Source organism: Bartonella sp. P12B (genome assembly GCF_055796185.1).
The window spans coordinates 87,289-108,809 of record NZ_JBTTDI010000002.1 but is presented as its reverse complement, the minus strand read 5'-3'; the positions used below and the strand labels follow the sequence as shown (position 1 = coordinate 108,809).

The 21,521-nt window shown below is 35.7% G+C and carries 14 protein-coding genes, 1 tRNA gene and 1 pseudogene; 6 read left to right on the top strand and 10 right to left on the bottom strand.

Translation table 11 applies throughout. The annotated features are described in order from the left end of the window. Positions 1–496 precede the first annotated feature (496 nt). The 5 genes from AC0QT1_RS02065 to AC0QT1_RS02045 all read right to left on the bottom strand — a co-directional run bounded on the left by AC0QT1_RS02065 (position 497) and on the right by AC0QT1_RS02045 (position 4,554). The gene (locus AC0QT1_RS02065; protein WP_473200144.1) at positions 497–739 is read right to left on the bottom strand and encodes a DUF4170 domain-containing protein; all 243 of its coding nucleotides are present in this window, start codon (positions 737–739) and stop codon (positions 497–499) included. A 47-nt stretch (positions 740–786) separates the two neighbouring features. Beyond that, entirely contained in the window at positions 787–1,590 is an 804-nt protein-coding gene (locus tag AC0QT1_RS02060) for a 3'(2'),5'-bisphosphate nucleotidase CysQ (RefSeq protein WP_473200145.1), read from the bottom strand. Then, on the bottom strand, positions 1,577–2,908 hold the full coding sequence (locus tag AC0QT1_RS02055) for a TldD/PmbA family protein (protein ID WP_473200233.1): 1,332 nt from the start codon (positions 2,906–2,908) through the stop codon (positions 1,577–1,579). Before AC0QT1_RS02055 ends, AC0QT1_RS02060 begins: the two co-directional genes overlap by 14 nt. 522 nt (positions 2,909–3,430) lie before the next feature. Then, complete coding sequence (locus tag AC0QT1_RS02050) at positions 3,431–3,880, bottom strand: SRPBCC family protein (protein WP_473200146.1); 450 nt, start codon at positions 3,878–3,880, stop codon at positions 3,431–3,433. A 254-nt stretch (positions 3,881–4,134) separates the two neighbouring features. Further along, positions 4,135–4,554, bottom strand: coding sequence for an EVE domain-containing protein (locus AC0QT1_RS02045; protein ID WP_473200147.1), 420 nt, complete (start codon positions 4,552–4,554; stop codon positions 4,135–4,137). Positions 4,555–6,072: 1,518 nt separating this feature from the next. On the opposite strand from AC0QT1_RS02045, the gene AC0QT1_RS02040 reads away from it, so the two are divergent. Then, entirely contained in the window at positions 6,073–6,243 is a 171-nt protein-coding gene (locus AC0QT1_RS02040) for a hypothetical protein (protein ID WP_473201542.1), read from the top strand. A gap of 877 nt (positions 6,244–7,120) precedes the next feature. On the opposite strand, the gene AC0QT1_RS02035 is transcribed toward AC0QT1_RS02040, so the two are convergent. After that, positions 7,121–8,356, bottom strand: coding sequence for an MFS transporter (locus AC0QT1_RS02035; protein ID WP_473201541.1), 1,236 nt, complete (start codon positions 8,354–8,356; stop codon positions 7,121–7,123). Between the two features lie 995 nt (positions 8,357–9,351). Between AC0QT1_RS02035 and AC0QT1_RS02030 the strand changes: the two are divergent. Next, positions 9,352–9,535: pseudogene (locus tag AC0QT1_RS02030) on the top strand (helix-turn-helix transcriptional regulator). 98 nt (positions 9,536–9,633) lie between these two features. Here the strand turns inward: AC0QT1_RS02030 and AC0QT1_RS02025 are convergent. Next, a tRNA-Phe gene (locus AC0QT1_RS02025) sits at positions 9,634–9,709 on the bottom strand. Between the two features lie 404 nt (positions 9,710–10,113). On the opposite strand from AC0QT1_RS02025, the gene AC0QT1_RS02020 reads away from it, so the two are divergent. The 3 genes from AC0QT1_RS02020 (at position 10,114) to AC0QT1_RS02010 (ending at position 14,596) form a co-directional block, all read left to right on the top strand. Beyond that, complete coding sequence (locus AC0QT1_RS02020; RefSeq protein WP_473200151.1) at positions 10,114–11,277, top strand: phosphoserine transaminase; 1,164 nt, start codon at positions 10,114–10,116, stop codon at positions 11,275–11,277. 386 nt (positions 11,278–11,663) lie between these two features. Continuing rightward, complete coding sequence (locus tag AC0QT1_RS02015) at positions 11,664–12,953, top strand: adenylosuccinate synthase (protein ID WP_473200152.1); 1,290 nt, start codon at positions 11,664–11,666, stop codon at positions 12,951–12,953. 245 nt (positions 12,954–13,198) lie between these two features. Continuing rightward, positions 13,199–14,596 carry a hypothetical protein gene (locus AC0QT1_RS02010; protein WP_473201540.1) on the top strand — a complete coding sequence of 466 codons (1,398 nt, stop codon included), beginning with the start codon at positions 13,199–13,201 and terminating at the stop codon, positions 14,594–14,596. 138 nt (positions 14,597–14,734) lie between these two features. On the opposite strand, the gene rpoH is transcribed toward AC0QT1_RS02010, so the two are convergent. The 3 genes from rpoH to AC0QT1_RS01995 all read right to left on the bottom strand — a co-directional run bounded on the left by rpoH (position 14,735) and on the right by AC0QT1_RS01995 (position 18,232). After that, entirely contained in the window at positions 14,735–15,619 is an 885-nt protein-coding gene (gene rpoH / locus AC0QT1_RS02005; protein WP_473200154.1) for an RNA polymerase sigma factor RpoH, read from the bottom strand. A gap of 153 nt (positions 15,620–15,772) precedes the next feature. Continuing rightward, positions 15,773–16,771, bottom strand: a complete 999-nt coding sequence (locus tag AC0QT1_RS02000; protein ID WP_473201539.1) for an RluA family pseudouridine synthase — start codon at positions 16,769–16,771, stop codon at positions 15,773–15,775. 30 nt (positions 16,772–16,801) lie between these two features. Further along, positions 16,802–18,232: an aldehyde dehydrogenase family protein gene (locus tag AC0QT1_RS01995; protein WP_473201538.1), complete on the bottom strand. Its 1,431-nt coding sequence runs from the start codon at positions 18,230–18,232 to the stop codon at positions 16,802–16,804. A gap of 456 nt (positions 18,233–18,688) precedes the next feature. Between AC0QT1_RS01995 and AC0QT1_RS01990 the strand changes: the two genes are divergently transcribed. Next, positions 18,689–21,205, top strand: coding sequence for a DNA translocase FtsK (locus AC0QT1_RS01990; protein WP_473201537.1), 2,517 nt, complete (start codon positions 18,689–18,691; stop codon positions 21,203–21,205). The last annotated feature ends 316 nt before the right edge of the window (positions 21,206–21,521 follow it).

The window sequence follows — 21,521 nt, the reverse complement described above, 5'->3', positions numbered from 1 at the left end:
CGATTCTTCCCTCTGTTTATTGCATCAATTTTTTCCAACAAGTAGCGAAATACTAATACTTTTCACATTTTAGGTAACAAAAACGCTTTATTCATGAGAATAATTTGAAAAGCAGAAACGTAATTTTATTCCGTGCTTTTTCAAGAATCTTCCCTCATGAAAATGCATGTACACAAAGTATGATAGGACAGGTAAATAATTTGGCTAATAAAATAATCTTTTTTCTAGTTTTATAGGATTTATATCCACAATTACGGTATCTTTTATCAGACTTAAGAGCGCTGTAAGCATGAACACTCTCACCCCCATCTTTATAAGGAGGCATTTTATTTTATATGATCAAATTATGAATAAATTTAATCTTTCACTTTTTTACAAAGGGCACATTCATCTCTAAATTTACAAAAGAAAATTATCCAAATCGCGCTTTTATGAGTAAATATCGATTTATTCATAAAAAGCATCTTAAAATACACTGCTTCTTTTTCTGATTTTTTTACGCATCACTCATTTCATTATCAAGAAAGCGATGCAAATCTACAATATAATAACGCTGTAATGCATTATCTACACTGCTTTGTGCTTTCGCTTGCCATGCTTCTTGAGCGGATTGATAATCTGGAAAAATACCAACGACATCTAAATCATCAAGGTTCTTAAATTGATTGCTATTAAGGTTTTTCAATTCTCCACCAAATACAAGATGCAAACATTGTTTTTTTTCGTTGTCTTCAGTCATATGTGCCTCCATATCATTAAGAAATTTTAGCGTATTTTTATCTGTGATTAAACTAACTTTGCTTTATGAACAACATCTATCATATCCTGACAGCAATTATTTTTCCCCGCAATTAAAAGTCCATAGTGGTGAGGTTCAATTCCGTAGGATATGAAAGATGCATCAAGCGATAGGAAACATCCTCCGCATTCTTGTAAAATAAGATCTGCCGCGGCAATATCCCATGCATGACAATTCGGACGAACTAATACGATATCGATTTCATTTTGAGCAATAAGAGCAATACGATATGCGAGAGAAGGAATGTGACGATAAAGACTGACTGTATTGAGAAAATCATCTGGCAATTTTTGAGCGAGCGATTTATCAAGTGAGATTTTATATTTGCGATTAATCTGAGACGCCAAAAGGGGAAGCTTTATACCATTTAACGTCGCCCCTTCACCAATAACAGCGGCATACACATCTCCCTGTGCGGCACATTGCAAGACACCAACGATAGGACGTCCGTTCTCAATAATGGCAACTGAAACACACCAATAGGTGCTACCAGAAAGAAAACCACGAGTCCCATCAATAGGATCAACCACAAAGTAGCGCGCGTAAGCTCCTTGCCCTCGATCATCTTTTGTTTCTTCTGAAATCCAACCATAATGTGGACGTGCTTCAAGAAGTCTTTCTTTCAAAAAGCGATCAACGGCAAAATCTGCTTCACTGACTGGTGAATTACCTTCTTTTCTCCAAACGTTCAACGTACACCCAAAATACCTCATTGCTAAATCCCCTGCTTTTCGACAAACATCAAGCAAAAGGTTTAAATCAGAAGAATGATGCGTGTTATATTCCTGCAAGGGTCATCCCTTCAATTAATAATGTTGGAGCTGCTGTACCATAACGCCGATCAATATCGTTTGCAGGCGTTAAATGCGCTAACATATGAAGCAAATCAGACCCTAGTGTTACTTCACTCACTGGATAAGTGATTTCACCATTTTCAATCCAAAAACCAGAAGCACCCCGACTATACTGACCTGTAACAAAATCAATACCATGTCCGAATAATTCTGTAACATAAAAACCACGTCGTAAATTTTTTATCATATCGTGAGGCGATACTAAACTCGGTTCAATAGAAAAATTGGTACTTGCAGGCTGGACCAATGAGGCTGAACGCACGCCACGACCATTGGTTTTAAGACCTAGTTCACGCGCTGTAGATGATGAAAGAAGCCAGTTTTTTAAAATACCATTTTCAATAATATTTAATGTTTGTCCCTCTACGCCTTCTCCATCGAAAGGACGAGAAGCATTTCCACGCAATCGCAAAGGTTGATCTTTCACATGCACATTCGGTTTCATCACCGCTTTTCCCAAGAGATTTTGTAAAAGACTCGTTTTGCGAGCCACGGACGCTCCATTCACCATAGATGCAATATGTCCAGCAATTCCACGAGCTGTACGCGGATCAAAGATAACATCTACCCTCCCTGTCGAAGCACGAACTGCTCCTAAACGTCGAACAGCTCTCATTCCTGCATTTTTTCCCACAATTTCTGCGGCCTCTAAATCAGAAAAATGTAAGGCTGTTGTATAATCATAATCGCGCTCCATCGCTGTACCCTCACCAGCTACAGTACTACAAGAACGTGAAAAACAACTGGATTGATAAGCTCCACAAAAACCATTGCTAGTCACAAGAACAAATCCACTACGACCATAAGCTGTCGCAGCTCCACCAGAATTGCTTACTCCTTTAACATCAAGCGCTGCTGCCTCTGTTTTTAAAGCATCTTCTGTTAAGAAATGACTATGTGGAACAAAATCATCAAAAAGATCAAGATCTTTAGGATATTTAACCAGAGAATCTTTATCTGCCAAACCTTCAAATAAACTGTCAGGAGAAGCTTTTGCCATTGCAACAGCACGTTCTGCAAGTCCTTGCGGATAAGCCGCTAAATTAGCAGAAACACTTGCTACTTTTTTGCCAACAAAAACTCTTAATGTAAAATCATTGCTTTCTGAAGCTTCTGTTGATTCAACTTTCCCAAAACGGACTGATACACCGCTAGAATATGTATGAACAACAACAGCATCAGCAGCATCTGCTCCAGAACGCTTTGCTGCTTCAACCAACAAAGCAGCTTTATCAATCTGGTTTTTGTCTGTCATCATAGACTCCCTTAATATATTCTTATATGGGTAAGCAATTGGGCGAATTTATATAAAAACGCAATTCTTGTATGCTCATCAATAAAATTGTGTATCATTCATGCCTTGTTTTTCTTGTAACAAATCGAGCATTTTTCTTGTTAGCTTCTTTTTAAAAACACAATAAGTCTTAAAACCTCGTTAGTTTCAATCTTTTTAATTCTCTTTTGTGATCTAAAAAAATCAAATTCACGTTTACAAAAAAACCAATAGAAAATTGCATGATAACGCTTAATTTAAAAATCAAAAATTGCAAAATGATCTAAACCATTTACATATCCACCATAAAGAATGAAACTAATTTTCATGTTATTTTCATTTTCTCTATAACACTCTTTCATTTCTAATCAAGCATAAGGAGATACTTTGCTGATAAGTATTGCAACACATATTAATGGTTCAAAGATTTAATTTTAATAGAGGATTAGCTTGCAAATTGTTTTCTTTTTAACAAAGATCAATTGTCATTATGAGTGAGTATAGCTATGAAAAATTTTTATTTCCAGTAAGAGCACGATGGCTCATTTCAATCATGGCATCGCGAAGATGCAATTTAATCTTCGATCCAATAATGGCTCCAAATAATGGAGCAAGAAAGCCAAACATAGTTACCGTATGACGAATTTTGTTATTTAAGGAACCAGATTCCATTGAATTAATATACTCATGATCAAAAACCATACGCGTAAAAGGGAGTTTAGCATAATCGGAAAAGCAAACATTTTGAATAACTTTATCAAGTGTAAAAGACACTTTAGGTCCTTTTTTAGGTTTCATCTGTCCTACAGTTCCTGCTTTGAAATCACCTGAAAGTTTTACCCACTCAAGCTCGTGGTCCCAACAAGGCCAAGTCGCAGCATCTTCCCACATAGACCAAATTTGCTCAGCATTTGCTTCTGTATTAATTTCTTCGCTATAGGTCCATTTAAACATTTGAGTTCCCTTTATAAAAAAATTCCATTCAATAAATTAAATATATAAATATTCAGGCTAAAAGAAGCTATTCAATTTAAGAGATTCTTCCGTCTTCTAGCTCAGCCCTGAACGGTATTATCATAACAAAGAGTGAGTGGATAACAATCTATTCTTTCAGATAAGGCTTTAGTGAAATGAATCTGCTCAATTTTTTAAAGAAATCTTCTATAGATATCGTATCAAAAATAAAAAATAAGGAAAACAGTTAATACTTAACCGTCATAAATCCCCATTGCTTCGCGAATTCGGGTTGCATCATACGCCGTAATTTCAAAAAAAACTCGTTGCGCTAACATTCCCCAATGAGAATTAGTCAAGAATTTAAGACCTTTAACCTCTTTTAAAACAACTGATTTTGCTTGTTTATTAAAAATAACATCTTTTCGAAAAGGTATGAAATGAGGAGCTTGCTCTACTTGATAAATGTGATTATCCTTAAACACACACTGAAACTCTATCGTTTGAAGAACTTGCCCAGTGCCCATTTCACTACGTGGACAATAAATAAAGACTTCATCTCCTTTGGATGTTTTTCGAAGCGGACTGGTTTTACCGTGACAGACTTGAAGAAAGCCAAATTCTGCTGCAAGCTGCGCGTGAGCCCGAGAAATGACAGCAATCCAATATTTCATCTTATAGTTACCCTTTCAAAAAGTAAGCAATATTTTCTAAATTAAATAAAATCTCTTTTTTAATTTATCCAGTAACAAAAGCAACCTCTTCTCACCACTGAAGATAGTGGAGAGAATTGAGTAGCTTAAATCTGTAAATAGCTGATATGTCATTAATAATAATTATATAGACAATGTAATAAGATATGATTTCTTAATGAGAAAATTAGCTAAATAATTATTGAATTAGAATTTAAATCAGATGTTAGGATCATAAAATCATCTCAAATGAATTATCCTTACATGTCTTCGTTTTAAAAGAAGCGCAATCCATTTTGTTAATCAGCTAACTTATACTATACTTGCTATATCTTTAAATCATAAAACAGAGAAAAGTTTAACGCGAGAATTAAAAATACACTAAGGAATAATTTTATTTATTGCTAGAGCATTCGTTGAAAGATATTTTTTACAATTGTTCTAATCATAAACAAATACAGCTTACATATATAAGCAATTTATATAGGATTATGCATTAAAAATCATATAATAATCTAAAGGCAGCTTTCAAAATCTTTATTGAACTGATTTTGAAGGATTGTATCACGATAAAAGTACAATTTTTTGATTATAGTTTAACACTAAGTTTTATACTAGGAAGAGAAACATAATAATTTGTTGTTTTTATAGCTATTTTTATCATTAAATGCGTTATTCGTAAAAATCGATTTTATACCTAAAAGTTGAAAAAAACACAAAAGATAGCCCAGATAAGAGTTAGAGAGAAAATATAAGAGAAGACTTTGAAAGGTGTTTAAAGTTCTTTGGTGATAAAACAATCTTTGAAAATTGTTTAAAAAATATTGTAGTAGAAAATGCACTGACAACCGAAATTGCATAAACTGTAGAAGATAATCTGAAAATTGGCAATTAAATAAAAACTCCATATATTTCAATATAATAAAATGATGCTGTAGGATGACGTACAAGCCTTTCCCCTAACCAGACCACTGTTAGTGATCGGGGATTTATCACAGTTTTCTAAGCTTGATAAGCATCGCGGTCCATTGCTTGGTGCTCTTAACCTCATTTTCAAGCAAGTTGATGCACGTGTTGTCTTGGTTTGTATGGAAGAAAAATGAGAGTACAATCCTGAACAATATTCTTGGAAGTGTGCATGCGAAGGAAGCATATGAAGGCGTTCATACTTTTATGGGGGTAAATCGATTGTTTGGTAAACGCTATATATTCTCATCACTCGTGGTTTATATACAGGTACTTTATGAGGGCGAGCGAGATTCAAGTTATCTCTCAAGGTTTATTATACACAAGCGCAAGTGAAGATTGAAGGAAAGCTGAGAGAGAAGCAATTTTTTCAGAGAGAAAAATTATTTCTATTCTTCTTATAAAAAACAGCAGTAATTACACAAGCGAACCGACAGCAAAAATTGAAGGAGATAGAAGTGATGCCATAGCAAAGGATGAAATTAGAATAACTTCTAATTCTGTAGCGATGGAGTTAAGAGGGATACCACGTGTATGAATGCTATTGCAGTGATTGAGGGGACAACAGTACGGATGAAGAAACTCTTCATTTCAGCAAAAGATCTTGATTCAAAGTACGCTTATATGGTCGCTTCCTTTGTTTCTGTTCATCGAGATGGGAAAACTCAAAAGAACCAGCAAGTTGCGTGGTTGCAGGACTTCTAACTAAAATCGATTATATGTAGTTTTTTTGGCATTCTCCTTCTAAAAGTTATAAATGGCATTGTAGGAATGGCAGGTTCCATTTTTTCCATTGGAGATCATTCCAGTTGAGCCAATTTTATCAATGAGTAGAATGTCACAACGATCATTTGTAAGAACGGCTACCGTCTGTGGAGAAATCAAGGCTTAGTGCCTGAGATATTGAAGAGCAATTTTTATAAAGTGAGGATTAAAAACAACAATAGAATACTATTCAGTTTTATCGACTTTTGGTTTGTTGTTTTACTCTTGTATCTCTGGTCCAGAGTTGACGAAAACTCACCAACATGTGCTTCGAAAGCTATTGTCCTGCTTTCTAATTAAGTCCCAAGATGACCGATTAAAATAACTTTATTAAATATGCTAGCCCCCTTTATTTTACTTTTTAGCGGAAAAATGCATTATTTTCTGAACGCAATATTGAAAATTGATACGCAAACTAGAGATCATTTTTATGCTGTAAACTCTACCATAAAAAGCTCATTTCTTTCAAGAAAAATATCAATAACATATTATAATATATAATTATTTATACATTTACATCAAGTTGTGCACAAGATCTTTTCATATGTTTTTCTGCTTATTTTTTGTTGAATACCAATTTTGTTGTACAATAATAGTTAATCAAGAGAAAGTTAGGGGGTGAATGGAACGAGAGCTTTACTCAGAGGTCACGCAAGGAAGCTAGGAAAGAAGTATTTATTACAGGAAAACTGCCGATGCAGGAAAGGACTCACATCACTTGATTACTTTTGGAGATAAAACAACAGTTATTAAATCTACCGAAATTAACACTCCCACTCTACGTAAAATCGCCAAAAAAGTGTAAGCATAAAATATGTCAATGATTGTCATCTCTTATAGTATTAAGGGATATTTTATCCTTATTTTTCTTAATTTTTATAGCTCCAACAATTCCAGTAGAAATAATTAATGCAGACATAGCCAAAAAAGAGGTCATTAAGCCCACGAGTGCAAAAAGTCCAGCAATAAAACCAGATACTGCTTCAGCAGAGTTAGCTAAAGTTGAAAAAGTTCCAAAACTCTTACCAAGATCTTCACGACGAGAGCATAATTGGATAGCTGAAACTAAACTAATATCCACAAAAGCACCAATAAATCCTAAGACAAATGCTAATACGAGAAGCGGTTTTAAATAAAATATTCCAACTAATGGTATCATGAACATAGCAATCCCATACAAAAGCCAAAATATCATTAGCTTCAACGATGTAATCTTTAATATAATTTTACTATACAATAAACCACCTACAATAGTTCCAACAGCAATGAGAGAAAAAATATAACTAACAAAGCTTTCCTCTCCACCAACGGAAAGAACAAAAGCTGGAATTAAAAATCTTAAAATTGCACCAGTAAAGAGAATAGCAAATGACGAGCCAATGAGCGTAATAAATAAATTATTATTTTCTTTAGAAATATAGTGAAGATAGGAAGCTGTTTCGCGATAAATTTTGATAAAACTGAAAGATTTATTCTTATTTGAATTGAAATTTATGATATTAAATAACAATATAATAGATGTAAAATAAGTAAAAAAATCAAAAATGAGTACTGCCGATTTATTGGCGAAAAAAAGAAGTACCGAACAAACTAAAGGGCCAATTACGGATGCAGTTTCATCCATAATTTGTGCAATGCTATTTGCCTTTGTAAGATCATTTATTGAAAACATTCTCGGAATAGCAGCTTGAAAACTTGGTTGAAAAATACTCCTTCCTATTGTTGTCAATATTGCTGCAAAGATAAGAAAAATAATCTGTGCAGTACCTGTTACATATGTTATAAAAACAAATAATGAGGTTAATAATCTGATAAATTCACTTAAGATCATATTTTTCTTTAAAGAAAAATTATCAGCTAACCAACCTCCTATAGGACCGAAAAAGAGAAAAGGGATAAATCGAAAGAAATATACAAGACCTGTAAAAAAGACGTAATCTGTTAATTCTAAGACAAGTAAAACAAAAATAACTTCATAGGCAGAATCCCCCATTTTGGAAATAAATAGAGAGAGAAAAAACGATAATGGACTCCTTTTCGTAAATAAAGTCATATAAATCATCCGATATTAAAATTTTCTACGCTTAAAATTACATTACCTTTAATAAAATTGGTAAATATGAAATTTAAAGAAAAAGATAATAAAAATACTTAATAATTTTATAGAAGACGTAAATAAAATTTCATCATAAGACAATAATTCATATCAATATGAAGCAATATAATAATTTTTCTTTCTTATTGCGTTCCAAAAGAAGGAGGATCTAAAAACTATTAGATCAAAATTCACCATATTAATACAAAAATGCCTTATTTTTTTATAACTCTTTTTTGATAAGAATGATTAAAGTCAACACGAGTAAATAAGAAACAGCGCCTATTTTTGTCAAGAGTACTGTAAATTTCACTATTTTTTGTGAAGGGTATAAAATGCTTTTTAAGTAAATGTTGATTATATTATTTTAGTCTGAAGACAACAATGTATACTCATTGTTTATAAGGAGATATATCCCAGATGTCTTGCTGAAGCAGAAAATTATCAAAATAGGTCAGGTTTTAGTTTTGATTGCAATAGAAAATTCATCCTTTAGAAGGATGAATATATAAATGAACAAGTTTTTAGCTATAAATCACTCTATTTTAGCAATTTTTTTGCAATAAATGCCTTTAAAAGACGTTGCCCTTCTTCTAATCATCAGCAAAAACATAATTTTAATGTAATAAGACTAGCTTAGTTTTGTCAGTTCCTCAATAATAATTATCTTTTACTATAAGATTGTTTGATAAAAGAACATCTACATCTAGTCTAGCGAAGCTACTGCTAGGAACACAGTCCATTTTTCGGTTCAAGCTTCAACCTGTTCATTGATATGAGGAAAGAATTGAACAGATTAACAGAGCTATTGGATATTTCTTTATAGGAATTCAACAGAATATGAAGCTGATTCTCACAAAAGTAGCTTAAACTTATGAGGGCGTATCTTTCAACTTTTCTCGAAGAGAGTGCCCTAATCCGTTTAGATAAGGTATAAAATGAAAGGGAATGAGATGATATTTGATGATAACGATTGATATGTAACAACATGTGAATGTGCACAGATTTTTAGCTTTTTGACAATAAATATCCGTAATTGGCTGATTCAGGGTATTTTTTCCTCTACCTTAAGCGGAGAGGTCAGTGAGATGGAGAAAGAAAGAGATATTAGCATTTACGCTTAAAAAAATTACCTAGAAAATAGCAATAATTTAGGTCAACTTATATAAAAGGTGGACTAAAGTTTGTCCTTTTAAGAAAAAGATTACATATTTCAATGTATTAAAGAAATAAAATGGTGCCCAGACGCGGATTCGAACCACGGACACGCGGATTTTCAGTCCGCTGCTCTACCAACTGAGCTATCTGGGCACATTTCACAAAACATATGAAACGTGTGCGGTTATAACATTAAAATTTTCTCTGTCCAGTCATCAAAAGAAAAATAATTGATTTTTTATAAGTTTATTTCCGTATTCTAGAAATTATAACTGCTCTTTTCGTAAAATCAACTTGATAGGTATATTGCGATACGTTAGTGTACTCTCATCAGAATGTTGTCTTATCGTGGTGATAGCACAAGGAAATCTTTCTAAAGAATGAATCTAGAAATATAATTGAGAGAAATATTCTTCATAAGATTTCCGTGTGTTTTAAGCTTACGAAATAAATAGAAATGTTTTTGATCTTTGTTTAAGGGGACTTATTGGCACAGTCTTTATAAGATTAGCTTTTCTTTAAAGAAAGGCAAGCCATCATCTAAAAGGGGAGTAATAATGATAATGTTGCAAAAACCAAATTGTCGGCCAAATAATCCTAATTTTTCTTCAGGTCCTTGTAGTAAACGACCTGGCTGGACTATTGAAGTCCTTAAAAATGCATTAGTTGGGCGTTCACATCGATCGAGAGAAGCAGAATTAAGACTTGCTGAAGTCGTTGATTTAACCCGTGAGATTCTTGAAGTGCCTTCTAATTATCGTATAGGAATTGTGCCTGCTTCAGATACTGGAGCTGTTGAGATGTCTCTATGGTCTTTATTAGGTGAGCGTGGCGTTGATATGGCAGCGTGGGAAAGTTTTGGATTGGGGTGGATTGCAGATGTTGTTGAGCAATTAAAGCTTTCTGATGTGCGCCTTTTTAAAGCTCCTTATGGTGAGCTACCAGACTTAACACAAATTGATTTTGATCGTGATGTTGTTTTTACATGGAATGGAACCACTTCAGGTGTCCGTATTCCTAATGCCGATTTCATTCCAAATACGAGAACAGGGTTAACAATTTGTGATGCAACATCAGCAGCTTTTGCTCAAAATCTTGATTTTTCAAAATTAGATGTTGTTACTTTTTCATGGCAAAAAGTTCTTGGAGGAGAGGCTGCACATGGTATGGTGATTTTAAGTCCTCGTGCTGTTGAGCGACTTGAGAGCTATGTTCCATCTTGGCCTATGCCGCAAATTTTTTGTATGACAAAAGATGGAAAATTGACTGAAAATATTTTTAGAGGTGTGACCATCAATACGCCCTCTCTGCTCTGTGTTGAGGATTTTCTTGATGGGTTGAGGTGGGCAAAGGCGCAGGGTGGTTTGCGCGCATTGATGGCGCGCGTTGAGAAAAATTTTGCTGTACTCGACGCTTTTGTTCGCAAAACACCGTGGTTAGAATATTTGGCAAAAGATCCTCAGGTACGTTCTAATACATCTGTTTGTTTAGATATTGTTGACCCAGTTATTACTTCTTTGAATACTGAAAAGCGGGTGTCTTTTATAAAGGCGGTCGTGAATCGTCTTGATGAAGAAGGGGTAGCTTATGATATTGGCTCTTATCGAGATGCACCTCCAGGAATTCGAATTTGGACAGGTATAACAATTGAGGCTTCTGATCTGGAAGTTTTAACACAATGGCTTGAATGGGCATTTCAGGTTGAAAAAGCTCGTCTTTAAGTCATTATTGGCGAATTTTATACTGTGTTTTTTCAAAAAAATACGAAAGGGAATGATGACCTTTCGTATTCTTGTGACAGATAAACAATTTGCAAATATCGTACAGATTACAAAAGATCATGAGAGGAGTGTGAGTGATTTGTCAGGTATTGGTTAAGGAAACAACCAAAATCTTTAAATATTTCTACCTTTTGCGGCAAAAATAATAGATTTAAAATGAAGATATATCTTGATATTTTTACCTTTATTATCATGAATTTGAAAATTTAATGACTAAGATTAGAAAAAGCTGAAATGAAGAGTCGCACTTGCTCTAAGGTTTCGTTATAAAGAGACATTTGTTTTTGAATGCTGGTTTTATTTGACAAAACACGACGGAGAAAGTTATGGCCAATGTAGTAGTTGTCGGTACACAATGGGGAGATGAAGGTAAAGGTAAAATTGTAGATTGGTTGTCTGAGCGTGCAGATATCGTGGTAAGATATCAGGGGGGGCATAATGCAGGTCACACATTGGTTGTTGATGGAATTAGTTATAAATTATCGCTTTTACCATCTGGTTTAGTTCGTGGAAAGTTATCAATTATCGGTAATGGTGTTGTCGTTGATCCCCATCATTTTGTAGCAGAATTAAAAAAACTGCGTGATCAGGGTATAAAAATTACACCAGAAATTTTACGTATTGCTGAAAATGCTCCGTTAATTCTCTCTTTGCATCGTGATCTTGATGCAATGCGTGAAAGCGGTTTGTCTGGTTTAAAAATTGGTACGACGAAGCGTGGTATTGGACCAGCTTATGAAGATAAAGTAGGGCGTCGTGCTATTCGTGTAATGGATTTAGCGGAAGCTGAAACGCTTATGGCCAAGATCGAACGCCTTTTGGGACATCATAATGCTTTGCGTCGTGGGATGGATGTTGCAGAGATTGATTCTCAGGCGCTTTATGATGAGTTGATGCAAGTAGCAGATGAAATTTTACCCTTTATGGATTGTACGTGGCGCCTTTTAGATGAAAGTTATCGGATGGGAAAGCATGTTCTTTTTGAGGGGGCGCAAGGTGCTTTATTAGATAATGATTTTGGGACTTATCCTTATGTGACGTCATCCAATACAGTTGCTGGACAGGCATGCACTGGTTCAGGGATGGGACCTAGCGCGATTCATTATGTTTTGGGTATTGCAAAAGCTTATACAACACGTGTTGGAGAAGGACCATTTCCGACAGAGCAAATAAATAATATTGGCGAATTTCTTGGAATGCGAGGACGTGAGTTTGGCGTTGTAACGGGTCGAAAACGTCGCTGTGGTTGGTTTGATGCAGTTTTAGTACGTCAGATGGTAACGATTTGTGGGGTGCAGGGAATAGCACTGACAAAACTTGATGTTTTAGATGGCTTGGATGAAATTAAAATCTGTATTGGTTATGAGCTTGATGGTAAAGGAATTGATTATTTACCCTCTTCTATGAGAGCACAAGCTCGTGTGAAGCCCATTTATGAAACATTAGAAGGTTGGAAGGATACAACAGCACGTGCGTTAAGCTGGGAGGATTTACCAGTTCAAGCTATTAAGTATATACGTTATATTGAAAAACTGACCAAGACAAGCATAGCTTTATTATCGACTAGCCCTGAGCGTGAAGATACGATTTTGATTACTGATCCTTTTAAAAATTAATCATTATGTTTAAAATTGCTGTATAAATTCTAAATTTAATTCTTTGTGCTTTTCTATGACGAGAGGCTTGAGAGTGTATAAGAGAAAGGCACAAAATAGCATTGTTTATTTTTCATATTCGTTTTAAACTGTTAGGATAGTTGTATCGTATATAAATGACAATCAATTTAAAAGGCTAGAATAAAGCCATTTTTGGCCTTATAACTGGGATCTTTTTTCTCAGTTTGAGAAAGATTATAGAGGATATGGTAGATTTCGTTGGAATCTTAAAAAGGGCGATTAATGCGCAAAGTAATGTTACACAGCAAGTGCGTCAACGGATTTATAAGCGGGCTATCGAAACACTAGAACATCAATTTGTAGCAGCAAAAGCACCACAAGCCATAGCAGATGGGCAAAGGAAGATTTTGCAGAGTGCTATTGCAACTGTTGAAGAAGAATATTTAGCTCTTGAAAAGAATTTACTTTCTTCAGGTCTTGAAGGGAATCCTATAAATAGCACTAAAGTTGACAAGTACACGCAAAGTTCTATTTTGCAGCAAGATAATGCGTTTTTAGAGGTAGAAACACAAGAAAAGCAGGTTTTTGTTACAAGTTCAAAGGATAACAAAGTGCTTGATAAACTTAGTGTGTCCGTTACACCAGACGCAGAGCCTGTCAAGATGGAAACTTATTTAGCTTCTTCTTCGGAAGCGGATAATCCATACATTGTTTCGCATATTTTTTCTCAAGCCATGCGTCGTGCTAATCGGTCCTCAATGCAAAAACGTATTGTGATAAGTACTGCTGTTATTGCTAGTCTTGTCGTCTTAACTATTGGAGTTTGTTTTGTTGGTCGCCGTATTTTTGTATTAGATGACTATCAGCTTTCTGAGGAAAATCAGCAAATTTCTCATCCGTTATCAAAGGCACTTGCGGTTAACCAAAAATTAACGAAACGCTTATTAGAGGATGGGAGAGAAGTTGATGTTGGCTTAGATCAAGCAGCAGATTCTTCTAATAAAGAAGGAACTTCAACAGTTGTTTCCAGTAATTTCCAATCGTTTGAACAACGAGGTGAAGCTGTTTTTTATCAAGCACGTACAAATTATGATGCAGAAAAAGTAGCAACAGGGAGTGTTCATTGGACACTTATAAAGGAATTTCGTGAGAAGGGTACTTTAGAAGAACCAACTATACAAGGTGATATAACAATTCCAGATGAAGGGTTATCATTACGGTTAATTTTACGTCGTAATACTGAGGTCTCTTTTCCTGCTGCATATATTATGGATCTTATTTTTATTCCTTCTGATAATTTTTCAGGTCAAGCTATAAGTAATGTTCAAGCATTCACTTTTAAAGCAAGTGAACAATCCATTGGACAGGCTTTAACAAGGGCTATTGCAGCAAAGATTGATGATAATCTCTTTCTTGTTGCTTTGAGTGGCAATCAACCATTTCTTGATCGAAATTTACAATTGATGCGAGAATTGGATTGGGTACGTTTAGTGTTAACTGATAAAAAGGGACGAATAAGCGAATTAACCTTTGCAAAAGGGCTAAAAGGTAAGTCTGTTTTTAATGAAGTTATTGGGCAATGGCTTACGCAACCAGATAAGCGAACAATTCTTGGACAGAAAAATAAAGCATCAATGTATTAGCAGACAAAGAGCCACAATGAATTTTTTCCATCAAAAGGGCTTTGTATTTCAATTTAAGAATAGAGAGCAAATACACTTTGCTCCTGCTTACTTTTAAGAATGCACAAGCAATCGAGTTTACACTTGATCTTTAAAGTTTTATATTTGACTTTCGGATAAAACAGAAGATTTGATGAAATTTTGTACTTTTTCAAATGCACGCATTTCGATTTGTCTTACACGTTCTCGACTGATATTAAATTCACTGGAGAGTTCTTCTAGTGTCAAAGGTTTATCGCTTAAACGACGTGCTTTGAATATGCGTCTTTCACGTTCATTCAGATTATCCATAGCATTTGTGAGCATAGAACGGCGATTTTGCAATTCACTTTGTTCAATTAAAATCTGCTCTTGATTGTTGGAGTCATCCACCAACCAATCTTGCCATTCACCGTTTTCACCTTCTTTTGTGCGGAGAGGTGCATTGAGTGAAGTATCACCACCAAGTCGGCGATTCATTGAAATAACTTCATCTTCTGACACATTCAACTTCGTTGCAATTTCTTTTACGTGTTCCGCATTAAGATCGCCACTATCAAGTGCTTGAAGCCTGCTTTTTAATTTACGAAGATTGAAAAACAAACGCTTTTGATTAGCGGTTGTTCCCATTTTCACCAAACTCCAAGATCTCAAGACATATTCTTGGATTGATGCTTTAATCCACCATATTGCATAGGTCGCAAGACGAAAACCACGTTCTGGGTCGAAACGTTTAACAGCTTGCATAAGTCCAACATTGCCTTCTGAAATAACTTCTCCAATAGGCAGTCCGTAGCCGCGATAGCCCATTGCAATTTTGGCTACGAGACGCAAATGACTCGTTACCAATCTATGTGCGGCTTTTAGATCATTATGTTCACGATAACGTTGAGCCAACATATATTCTTCTTTTGGCTCAAGCATTGGAAAACGACGCACTTCTTCTAGGTAACGATTCAATCCTCCGTCACCTGTCGTCACGGATAACACATTCACATGGGCCATAAAGCACCCTCCTTTTGTATAAATTCCCTGATAAGGCAAATTCTATTTGCAGATATTATAAATATTCATCTAACCTTATTCTAGCATAATTTTCAATTTTGTTCAAAAAGAGATATTTTATTGTGAAATCTTGAAAAGGCTAAAAGTTTCAATTTATTTTTTAAAATTCTTAATAAGTTCAGCCATATCTTGAGGGAGAGGTGAAGAAAAAGACATAATTTGACCTGTCGCAGGGTGTTCAAAAGTAAGGCTAGCAGCATGGAGTGCTTGTCGGTTAAATTGATCGATTGCATTCTTAATGATGGGACTAAGCGTATTCGATTTTGTTTTAAAAGCGTTTCCATAAACAGTATCACCTATAAGGGGGTGTCCAATATAAGCCATATGAACACGAATTTGATGAGTCCGTCCAGTTTCCAGACGACATTCCAGAAGACTTGCAAAAGGTGTTGTATCTGTGGAGGTTTGATATTTTTCAAGGAGAGAAAAATGTGTAACAGCATGGCGTGTATGGGTGTTTCTATTATGGATGACAGCTTGTTTTATTCGATTATGAGGGGAACGGCCAAGGGATGCATCAATTGTCGAAATATTACGACGAGGAGATCCCCAAATCAAAGCGTGATAGCGCCGATCTAATGCACTGTTACGTCCATGATCAGAAAATTGGATACTCAGGCTTTTATGAGCAAGATCATTTTTAGCGACAACCATGATTCCAGTTGTGTTCTTATCAAGACGATGAACAATACCAGGGCGCTTAACACCGCCGATACCAGATAAACTATTACCACAGTGATAGAGAAGGGCATTAACCAATGTTCCGGTCCAATTACCATTGCCAGGATGAACAACAAGTCCAGCAGGTTTATTAATGACAATAACATGATCATCTTCAAAAAGAATGTCCAATGCAATGGCTTCACCGCTAGGTTCTGCATCACGAAGGAGTGGCATTTTCAATTCTATAATTTGATTGGGTTTTAATTTTGTTTTTGGCTCCTTTATTAATTGATCATCAATTTTAAGATAGCCTTCACGGATGAGAGTTTGCAAGCGTGAGCGTGACAGCGTATTATGATATTTTTTCGCAAGCCACTGATCAAGTCGTTGCCCAAGAGCACTTTCATCCGTTATTTGCTGTGTTATCATACAATTCCTATTAAGCTATAATATTATCCTTTACCAATATGAAATTGCTTTCGTATCAAGAAACTCTTTAATTCCCCAATCACCACCTTCACGAGCTCGTCCAGAAAATTTTACGCCTCCAAAGTAACTCCCACTCGGTAATCCATATCCGTTAACTTCTACCATACCAGAGCGGACTTGTGCCGCAATACGACGACATTTGCTACGATCTTGAGACTGTATATAGTTTGTAAGACCATATTCTGTATCATTAGCCAAAGCGACGGCTTCATCTTCTGTGTTAAAGGGAAGAATCGAGAGGACTGGACCAAAGATTTCTTCTCGGAAAATACGCATGTGAGGTTTTACATCGGCAAAGACTGTTGGGCGTACATAATAACCGCGCTCCATTCCTACTGGTAAACCAATTCCGCCTGCGACAAGAGTTGCACCTTCATCAATTCCAGATTGGATAAGATCTTGAATTTTTTCATATTGTTGTTTTGAAACGACTGGGCCAATATGATTTCCTGCTTGATGACTTGGCCCCACTTTTGTTTGTTCAGCAATATTTTTGGCTGTTTGAATAGCTTTTTCATAGAGAGCTTGTTCTACAAGCATACGTGTTGGTGCATTACAGCTTTGTCCACTGTTATAAAAGCAGTGTCGTACACCACGTTGAACAGCTTCTGTGTCAGCATCGGCAAAGATGATATTAGCTCCTTTACCTCCCAGTTCCAGACAGACTCGTTTTAAAGTATTGCTAGCATTTTTAGAAATATCTTTCCCCGCTCTCGTTGATCCGGTAAAGCTAATCATTTCTAGCTGTGGATGAGCAGAGAGATAAGAGCCAACATTGACACCATCACCATTGATTAAATTAAAAACGCCGGCAGGTAAAGCAGCCTCATCTAAAATTTCAGCAAAGAGCATAGCAGAAAGAGGAGCAATTTCAGAGGGTTTTAACACCATAGTGCAGCCAGCTAAGAGAGCAGGGATAACTTTAAGTGTTACTTGGTTCATAGGCCAATTCCATGGAGTAATCAATCCTACAACACCGATAGGGTCATAATGAAGAATTGCCTGTTCATTTCCTTCTATTAAAATGTCTTGAAATGAAAACTCTTTATAGGCTTTAATAAAGTTGCGAATATGGGAACTACCAGTTGCTGTTTGCGCATTGAGTGCCATATCGATCGGTGCTCCCATTTCCATTGAAATGGTTTTTGCCATCTCTTCTGAGCGTTTTTCGTAGATTTCTAAAATTTTTTCAACGAAGTTAAGACGTTCACGAGGCAGAGTTGTTTTCCAGGTTTGAAAAGCTTCTTTAGCAGCGTTAATCGCTTTATCTGCGTCTTTTGTATTGGCAAGGCTAATGACAGCACAAGCTTCTTCTGTTGATGGATCAATGACATGGAAATCATGAGGAGTGCTTGGATCATCCCATTGTCCATTGATATAAAATTTCCGTTTGTTAAACATGATACGCTCCCTATTTTTTCTATTTTTGTATTATTAAGTTTCGTTCTATTTGAGCCTTTTTAAACAAGAATAACAAGGATAATCTTATCAAAGGTAAAAACGCGTTTGTTTTATAACAACAAGGCTGTAAAATTTAAAGAGCACTTCTTATGCGAACGGCGTGCATTATTTGTCTTAATCCTTTTTAAAAAATGGGAAGGAAAGAGAAGTATGGGCAATTTTTCCATAATTTTTTATCATGGAGTTTTTTTTCACGAAAAATGATGCACAATTGTATTGATCATGATTTTACAATTTATCCAGTATTTGTCGAAAAAATCTCAATGAAAGAAATGACAGCATTATTTTTTGTTAAAAAATGACAGTTAGCAAAGGGTTATTAACCTTCATCCTGTAGGCTCTACGCATTCTTTTTGAAGAAGTATTTTTTCCATTGCTATAAGTTTGTTGGATACCATGCATAATTTGAAAACAAAATCTATTTCAACGTCTTCTTCTGATGAGAGTACACAAAGTGTCTCAGAAGGGAAGTTATCTACGAAGATTACGGAGATATTTCCTTATCCGGAAGTATGGAAAAAGGCATTCACTCTCGGACAAAATGTGCGCTTTACGCGAACACCAGAGGTTGAGATTTTACGTCGTCGTATTGAGTCAGATCCAGTTTTTGCAAAGCAGTTTAGAGTTTTTACGAAGAAAGAGCGAAACAATCTCACAAATATTATACATAATAAGGATACAAAAAATTCCATCCCAACAAAAAGGGTCATTAATTCACAATCGATAGCAAATAAAGCGTCTGTTTGTCATGCAACTGTTTTGAAAGAATTATCACGACAAGCTGTTAGGAAGCCGCTTGAGGAGGAAGCAGAAAAGCATAAATTACAAGTAGAAAATGTTGAGCAAAAAACAACGCCTGTTTTTCATCTTTCTGATGACGCATTTTTTGAGTGTGGATCCTTTCTATTAGAACAGGTTGATGCTAAAATTTCAAGAGAGGATGCAACATCGATTGGTTGCATGAGTCATGAGATTCCTCTCGATGCGACTTCTACTTTTGATGAGTCCATTACGGCTCTCTACCGTGTTCTTGAATACCGCTTTCCACAATTTTACGATTCCATTACATCAGAAACACCAGCGGAGAAGATTTCTCATTTGAAACATGCAAAGAATGATACAGTTAAAGAGAATCAAAAGTGTCATTCCGATCTTATTGTTGAGGATTCTGCTGAGAGGTTAATCAACATTGAGGGCCCTATAAAAAGACAAAATACTAATAGTGTTGCCGATTGTGCAACAGAAAGTATTGCCAAAAATTCAAAAGATTTTTCTGTAATGCAATCAAAAGGAAAAGTTTTTCGATCGACTAACGCATCTTTATACAATTATGATTCTACTTTTACGTCAAAGACTCAATCTTTTGATGATGCTCCTTATGAATTTCCTCCGATAAATTTATTACAGGAACCTGTTCTGCATGAAGGAACGCTGATTCCACAGGAAACATTGGAGCGTGGTGCTGGACTCTTGGAAAGTGTTTTGGAAGATTTTGGCATTAAAGGTGAAATTATTCACGTTCATCCAGGGCCCGTGGTGACAATGTATGAATTTGAACCTGCTGCTGGAGTGAAATCATCACGGGTTATTAATCTCTCTGATGATATTGCGCGTTCTATGTCTGCTATTTCTACACGCGTTGCTGTTATTCCTGGACGGAATGTTATTGGGATTGAGTTGCCAAATGCGGTTCGTGAAACGGTTTATTTACGAGAATTAATCCAAACAAGTTCTTTTCGTGAAAGCCAATTTAAACTTGCTCTTGCTTTGGGGAAGGGGATTAATGGTGAGCCTGTCATTGCAGAATTAGCAAAAATGCCTCATTTATTGGTTGCAGGAACAACAGGATCGGGAAAATCGGTTGCGATTAATACAATGATTTTATCGATTCTTTATCGCATGACTCCTAAACAATGCCGTTTAATCATGGTTGACCCTAAAATGTTAGAACTCTCTGTTTATGATGGCATTCCACATCTTTTAACACCTGTGGTAACTGATCCCCAAAAAGCTGTAACAGCTTTAAAATGGGCGGTTCGTGAAATGGAAGAACGTTACCGTAAAATGGCTAAGTTAGGTGTACGCAATATTGATGGTTTTAATGCACGCGTTGCCCTTGCGGCACAAAAAGGCGAAACGATCATGTGCACTGTACAGTCGGGTTTTGATAAAGAAAGTGGAGAAATGCTTTATCATGAAGAAGCGATGGATTTAACACAGCTTCCTTATATTGTTGTGATTGTTGATGAGATGGCTGACCTCATGATGGTAGCAGGTAAAGAAATTGAAAATGCCATTCAGCGTTTAGCGCAAATGGCTCGTGCAGCAGGCATTCACCTTATTATGGCTACCCAGCGCCCTTCTGTTGATGTCATCACTGGTACGATTAAAGCAAACTTTCCTACTCGTATTTCTTTTCAGGTAACATCGAAAATAGATAGTCGCACAATTCTAGGAGAACAAGGTGCTGAAACACTTTTGGGTCAAGGGGATATGCTTCATATGGCAGGTGGTGGCCGTATTGTACGCGTTCATGGCCCTTTTGTCTCTGACGAAGAAGTTGAATCCATAGTTGCACATCTTAAAATGCAAGGAAAACCTGAATATTTAGCAACAGTAACAGTAAGTGAAGACGATAACAAAGAGGGTGGGGTTGCTGATTCAGGTTCTGAAGTTTCTAAGGAAGAAAATCTTGGTGAAGATGGCGAAGAACTCTATAGGCAGGCTGTAAAGCTTGTTATACGTGATAAAAAATGCTCAACATCTTATATTCAGCGTCGGCTTTCAATCGGTTATAATAAGGCTGCTTCTCTCGTGGAGCGCATGGAAGAAAGAGGTATTGTTGGAGCTGCTAATCATGTTGGAAAACGTGAAATTCTAGTCACTGAGTATAATAAGCAAGACAATTTTTAAAATGCGTGATTAAAAATGTCTAATGATCATTATGTGAATGATTAAAGCTTTCGTTAGTTCATGAGAGCAGGTGTTTTTCTGCGTTTTTTGAAATGAAATATTAAAAATATGAGTGGAGACTTACAAAATAAAAGCGATATTTTTTATTGAAACTACCGGTACATAAAATAAGATGATATAAAGAAGGGATGAAAATGTTTTTTACATTTTTAGTTTATCTTAAATGTAAAGAAATTAAAAAAACTTCAAATGAGGACAGATGGCTTTTGTTCTTTTCTCTGATTATAGAAGTGCTCTTTGGTTCAATAGAATTGGG

What these genes read in the sequence shown, in the direction of transcription:
- AC0QT1_RS01995 (WP_473201538.1), bottom strand. Translation starts at nt 18,232, where the DNA reads ATGTTTAACAAACGGAAATTTTATATCAATGGACAATGGGATGATCCA.
- AC0QT1_RS02020 (WP_473200151.1), top strand. Translation starts at nt 10,114, where the DNA reads ATGATAATGTTGCAAAAACCAAATTGTCGGCCAAATAATCCTAATTTT.
- AC0QT1_RS02010 (WP_473201540.1), top strand. Translation starts at nt 13,199, where the DNA reads ATGGTAGATTTCGTTGGAATCTTAAAAAGGGCGATTAATGCGCAAAGT.
- rpoH (WP_473200154.1), bottom strand. Translation starts at nt 15,619, where the DNA reads ATGGCCCATGTGAATGTGTTATCCGTGACGACAGGTGACGGAGGATTG.
- AC0QT1_RS02065 (WP_473200144.1), bottom strand. Translation starts at nt 739, where the DNA reads ATGACTGAAGACAACGAAAAAAAACAATGTTTGCATCTTGTATTTGGT.
- AC0QT1_RS02035 (WP_473201541.1), bottom strand. Translation starts at nt 8,356, where the DNA reads ATGACTTTATTTACGAAAAGGAGTCCATTATCGTTTTTTCTCTCTCTA.
- AC0QT1_RS02000 (WP_473201539.1), bottom strand. Translation starts at nt 16,771, where the DNA reads ATGATAACACAGCAAATAACGGATGAAAGTGCTCTTGGGCAACGACTT.
- AC0QT1_RS01990 (WP_473201537.1), top strand. Translation starts at nt 18,689, where the DNA reads ATGCATAATTTGAAAACAAAATCTATTTCAACGTCTTCTTCTGATGAG.
- AC0QT1_RS02040 (WP_473201542.1), top strand. Translation starts at nt 6,073, where the DNA reads ATGAATGCTATTGCAGTGATTGAGGGGACAACAGTACGGATGAAGAAA.
- AC0QT1_RS02015 (WP_473200152.1), top strand. Translation starts at nt 11,664, where the DNA reads ATGGCCAATGTAGTAGTTGTCGGTACACAATGGGGAGATGAAGGTAAA.
- AC0QT1_RS02050 (WP_473200146.1), bottom strand. Translation starts at nt 3,880, where the DNA reads ATGTTTAAATGGACCTATAGCGAAGAAATTAATACAGAAGCAAATGCT.
- AC0QT1_RS02045 (WP_473200147.1), bottom strand. Translation starts at nt 4,554, where the DNA reads ATGAAATATTGGATTGCTGTCATTTCTCGGGCTCACGCGCAGCTTGCA.
- AC0QT1_RS02055 (WP_473200233.1), bottom strand. Translation starts at nt 2,908, where the DNA reads ATGACAGACAAAAACCAGATTGATAAAGCTGCTTTGTTGGTTGAAGCA.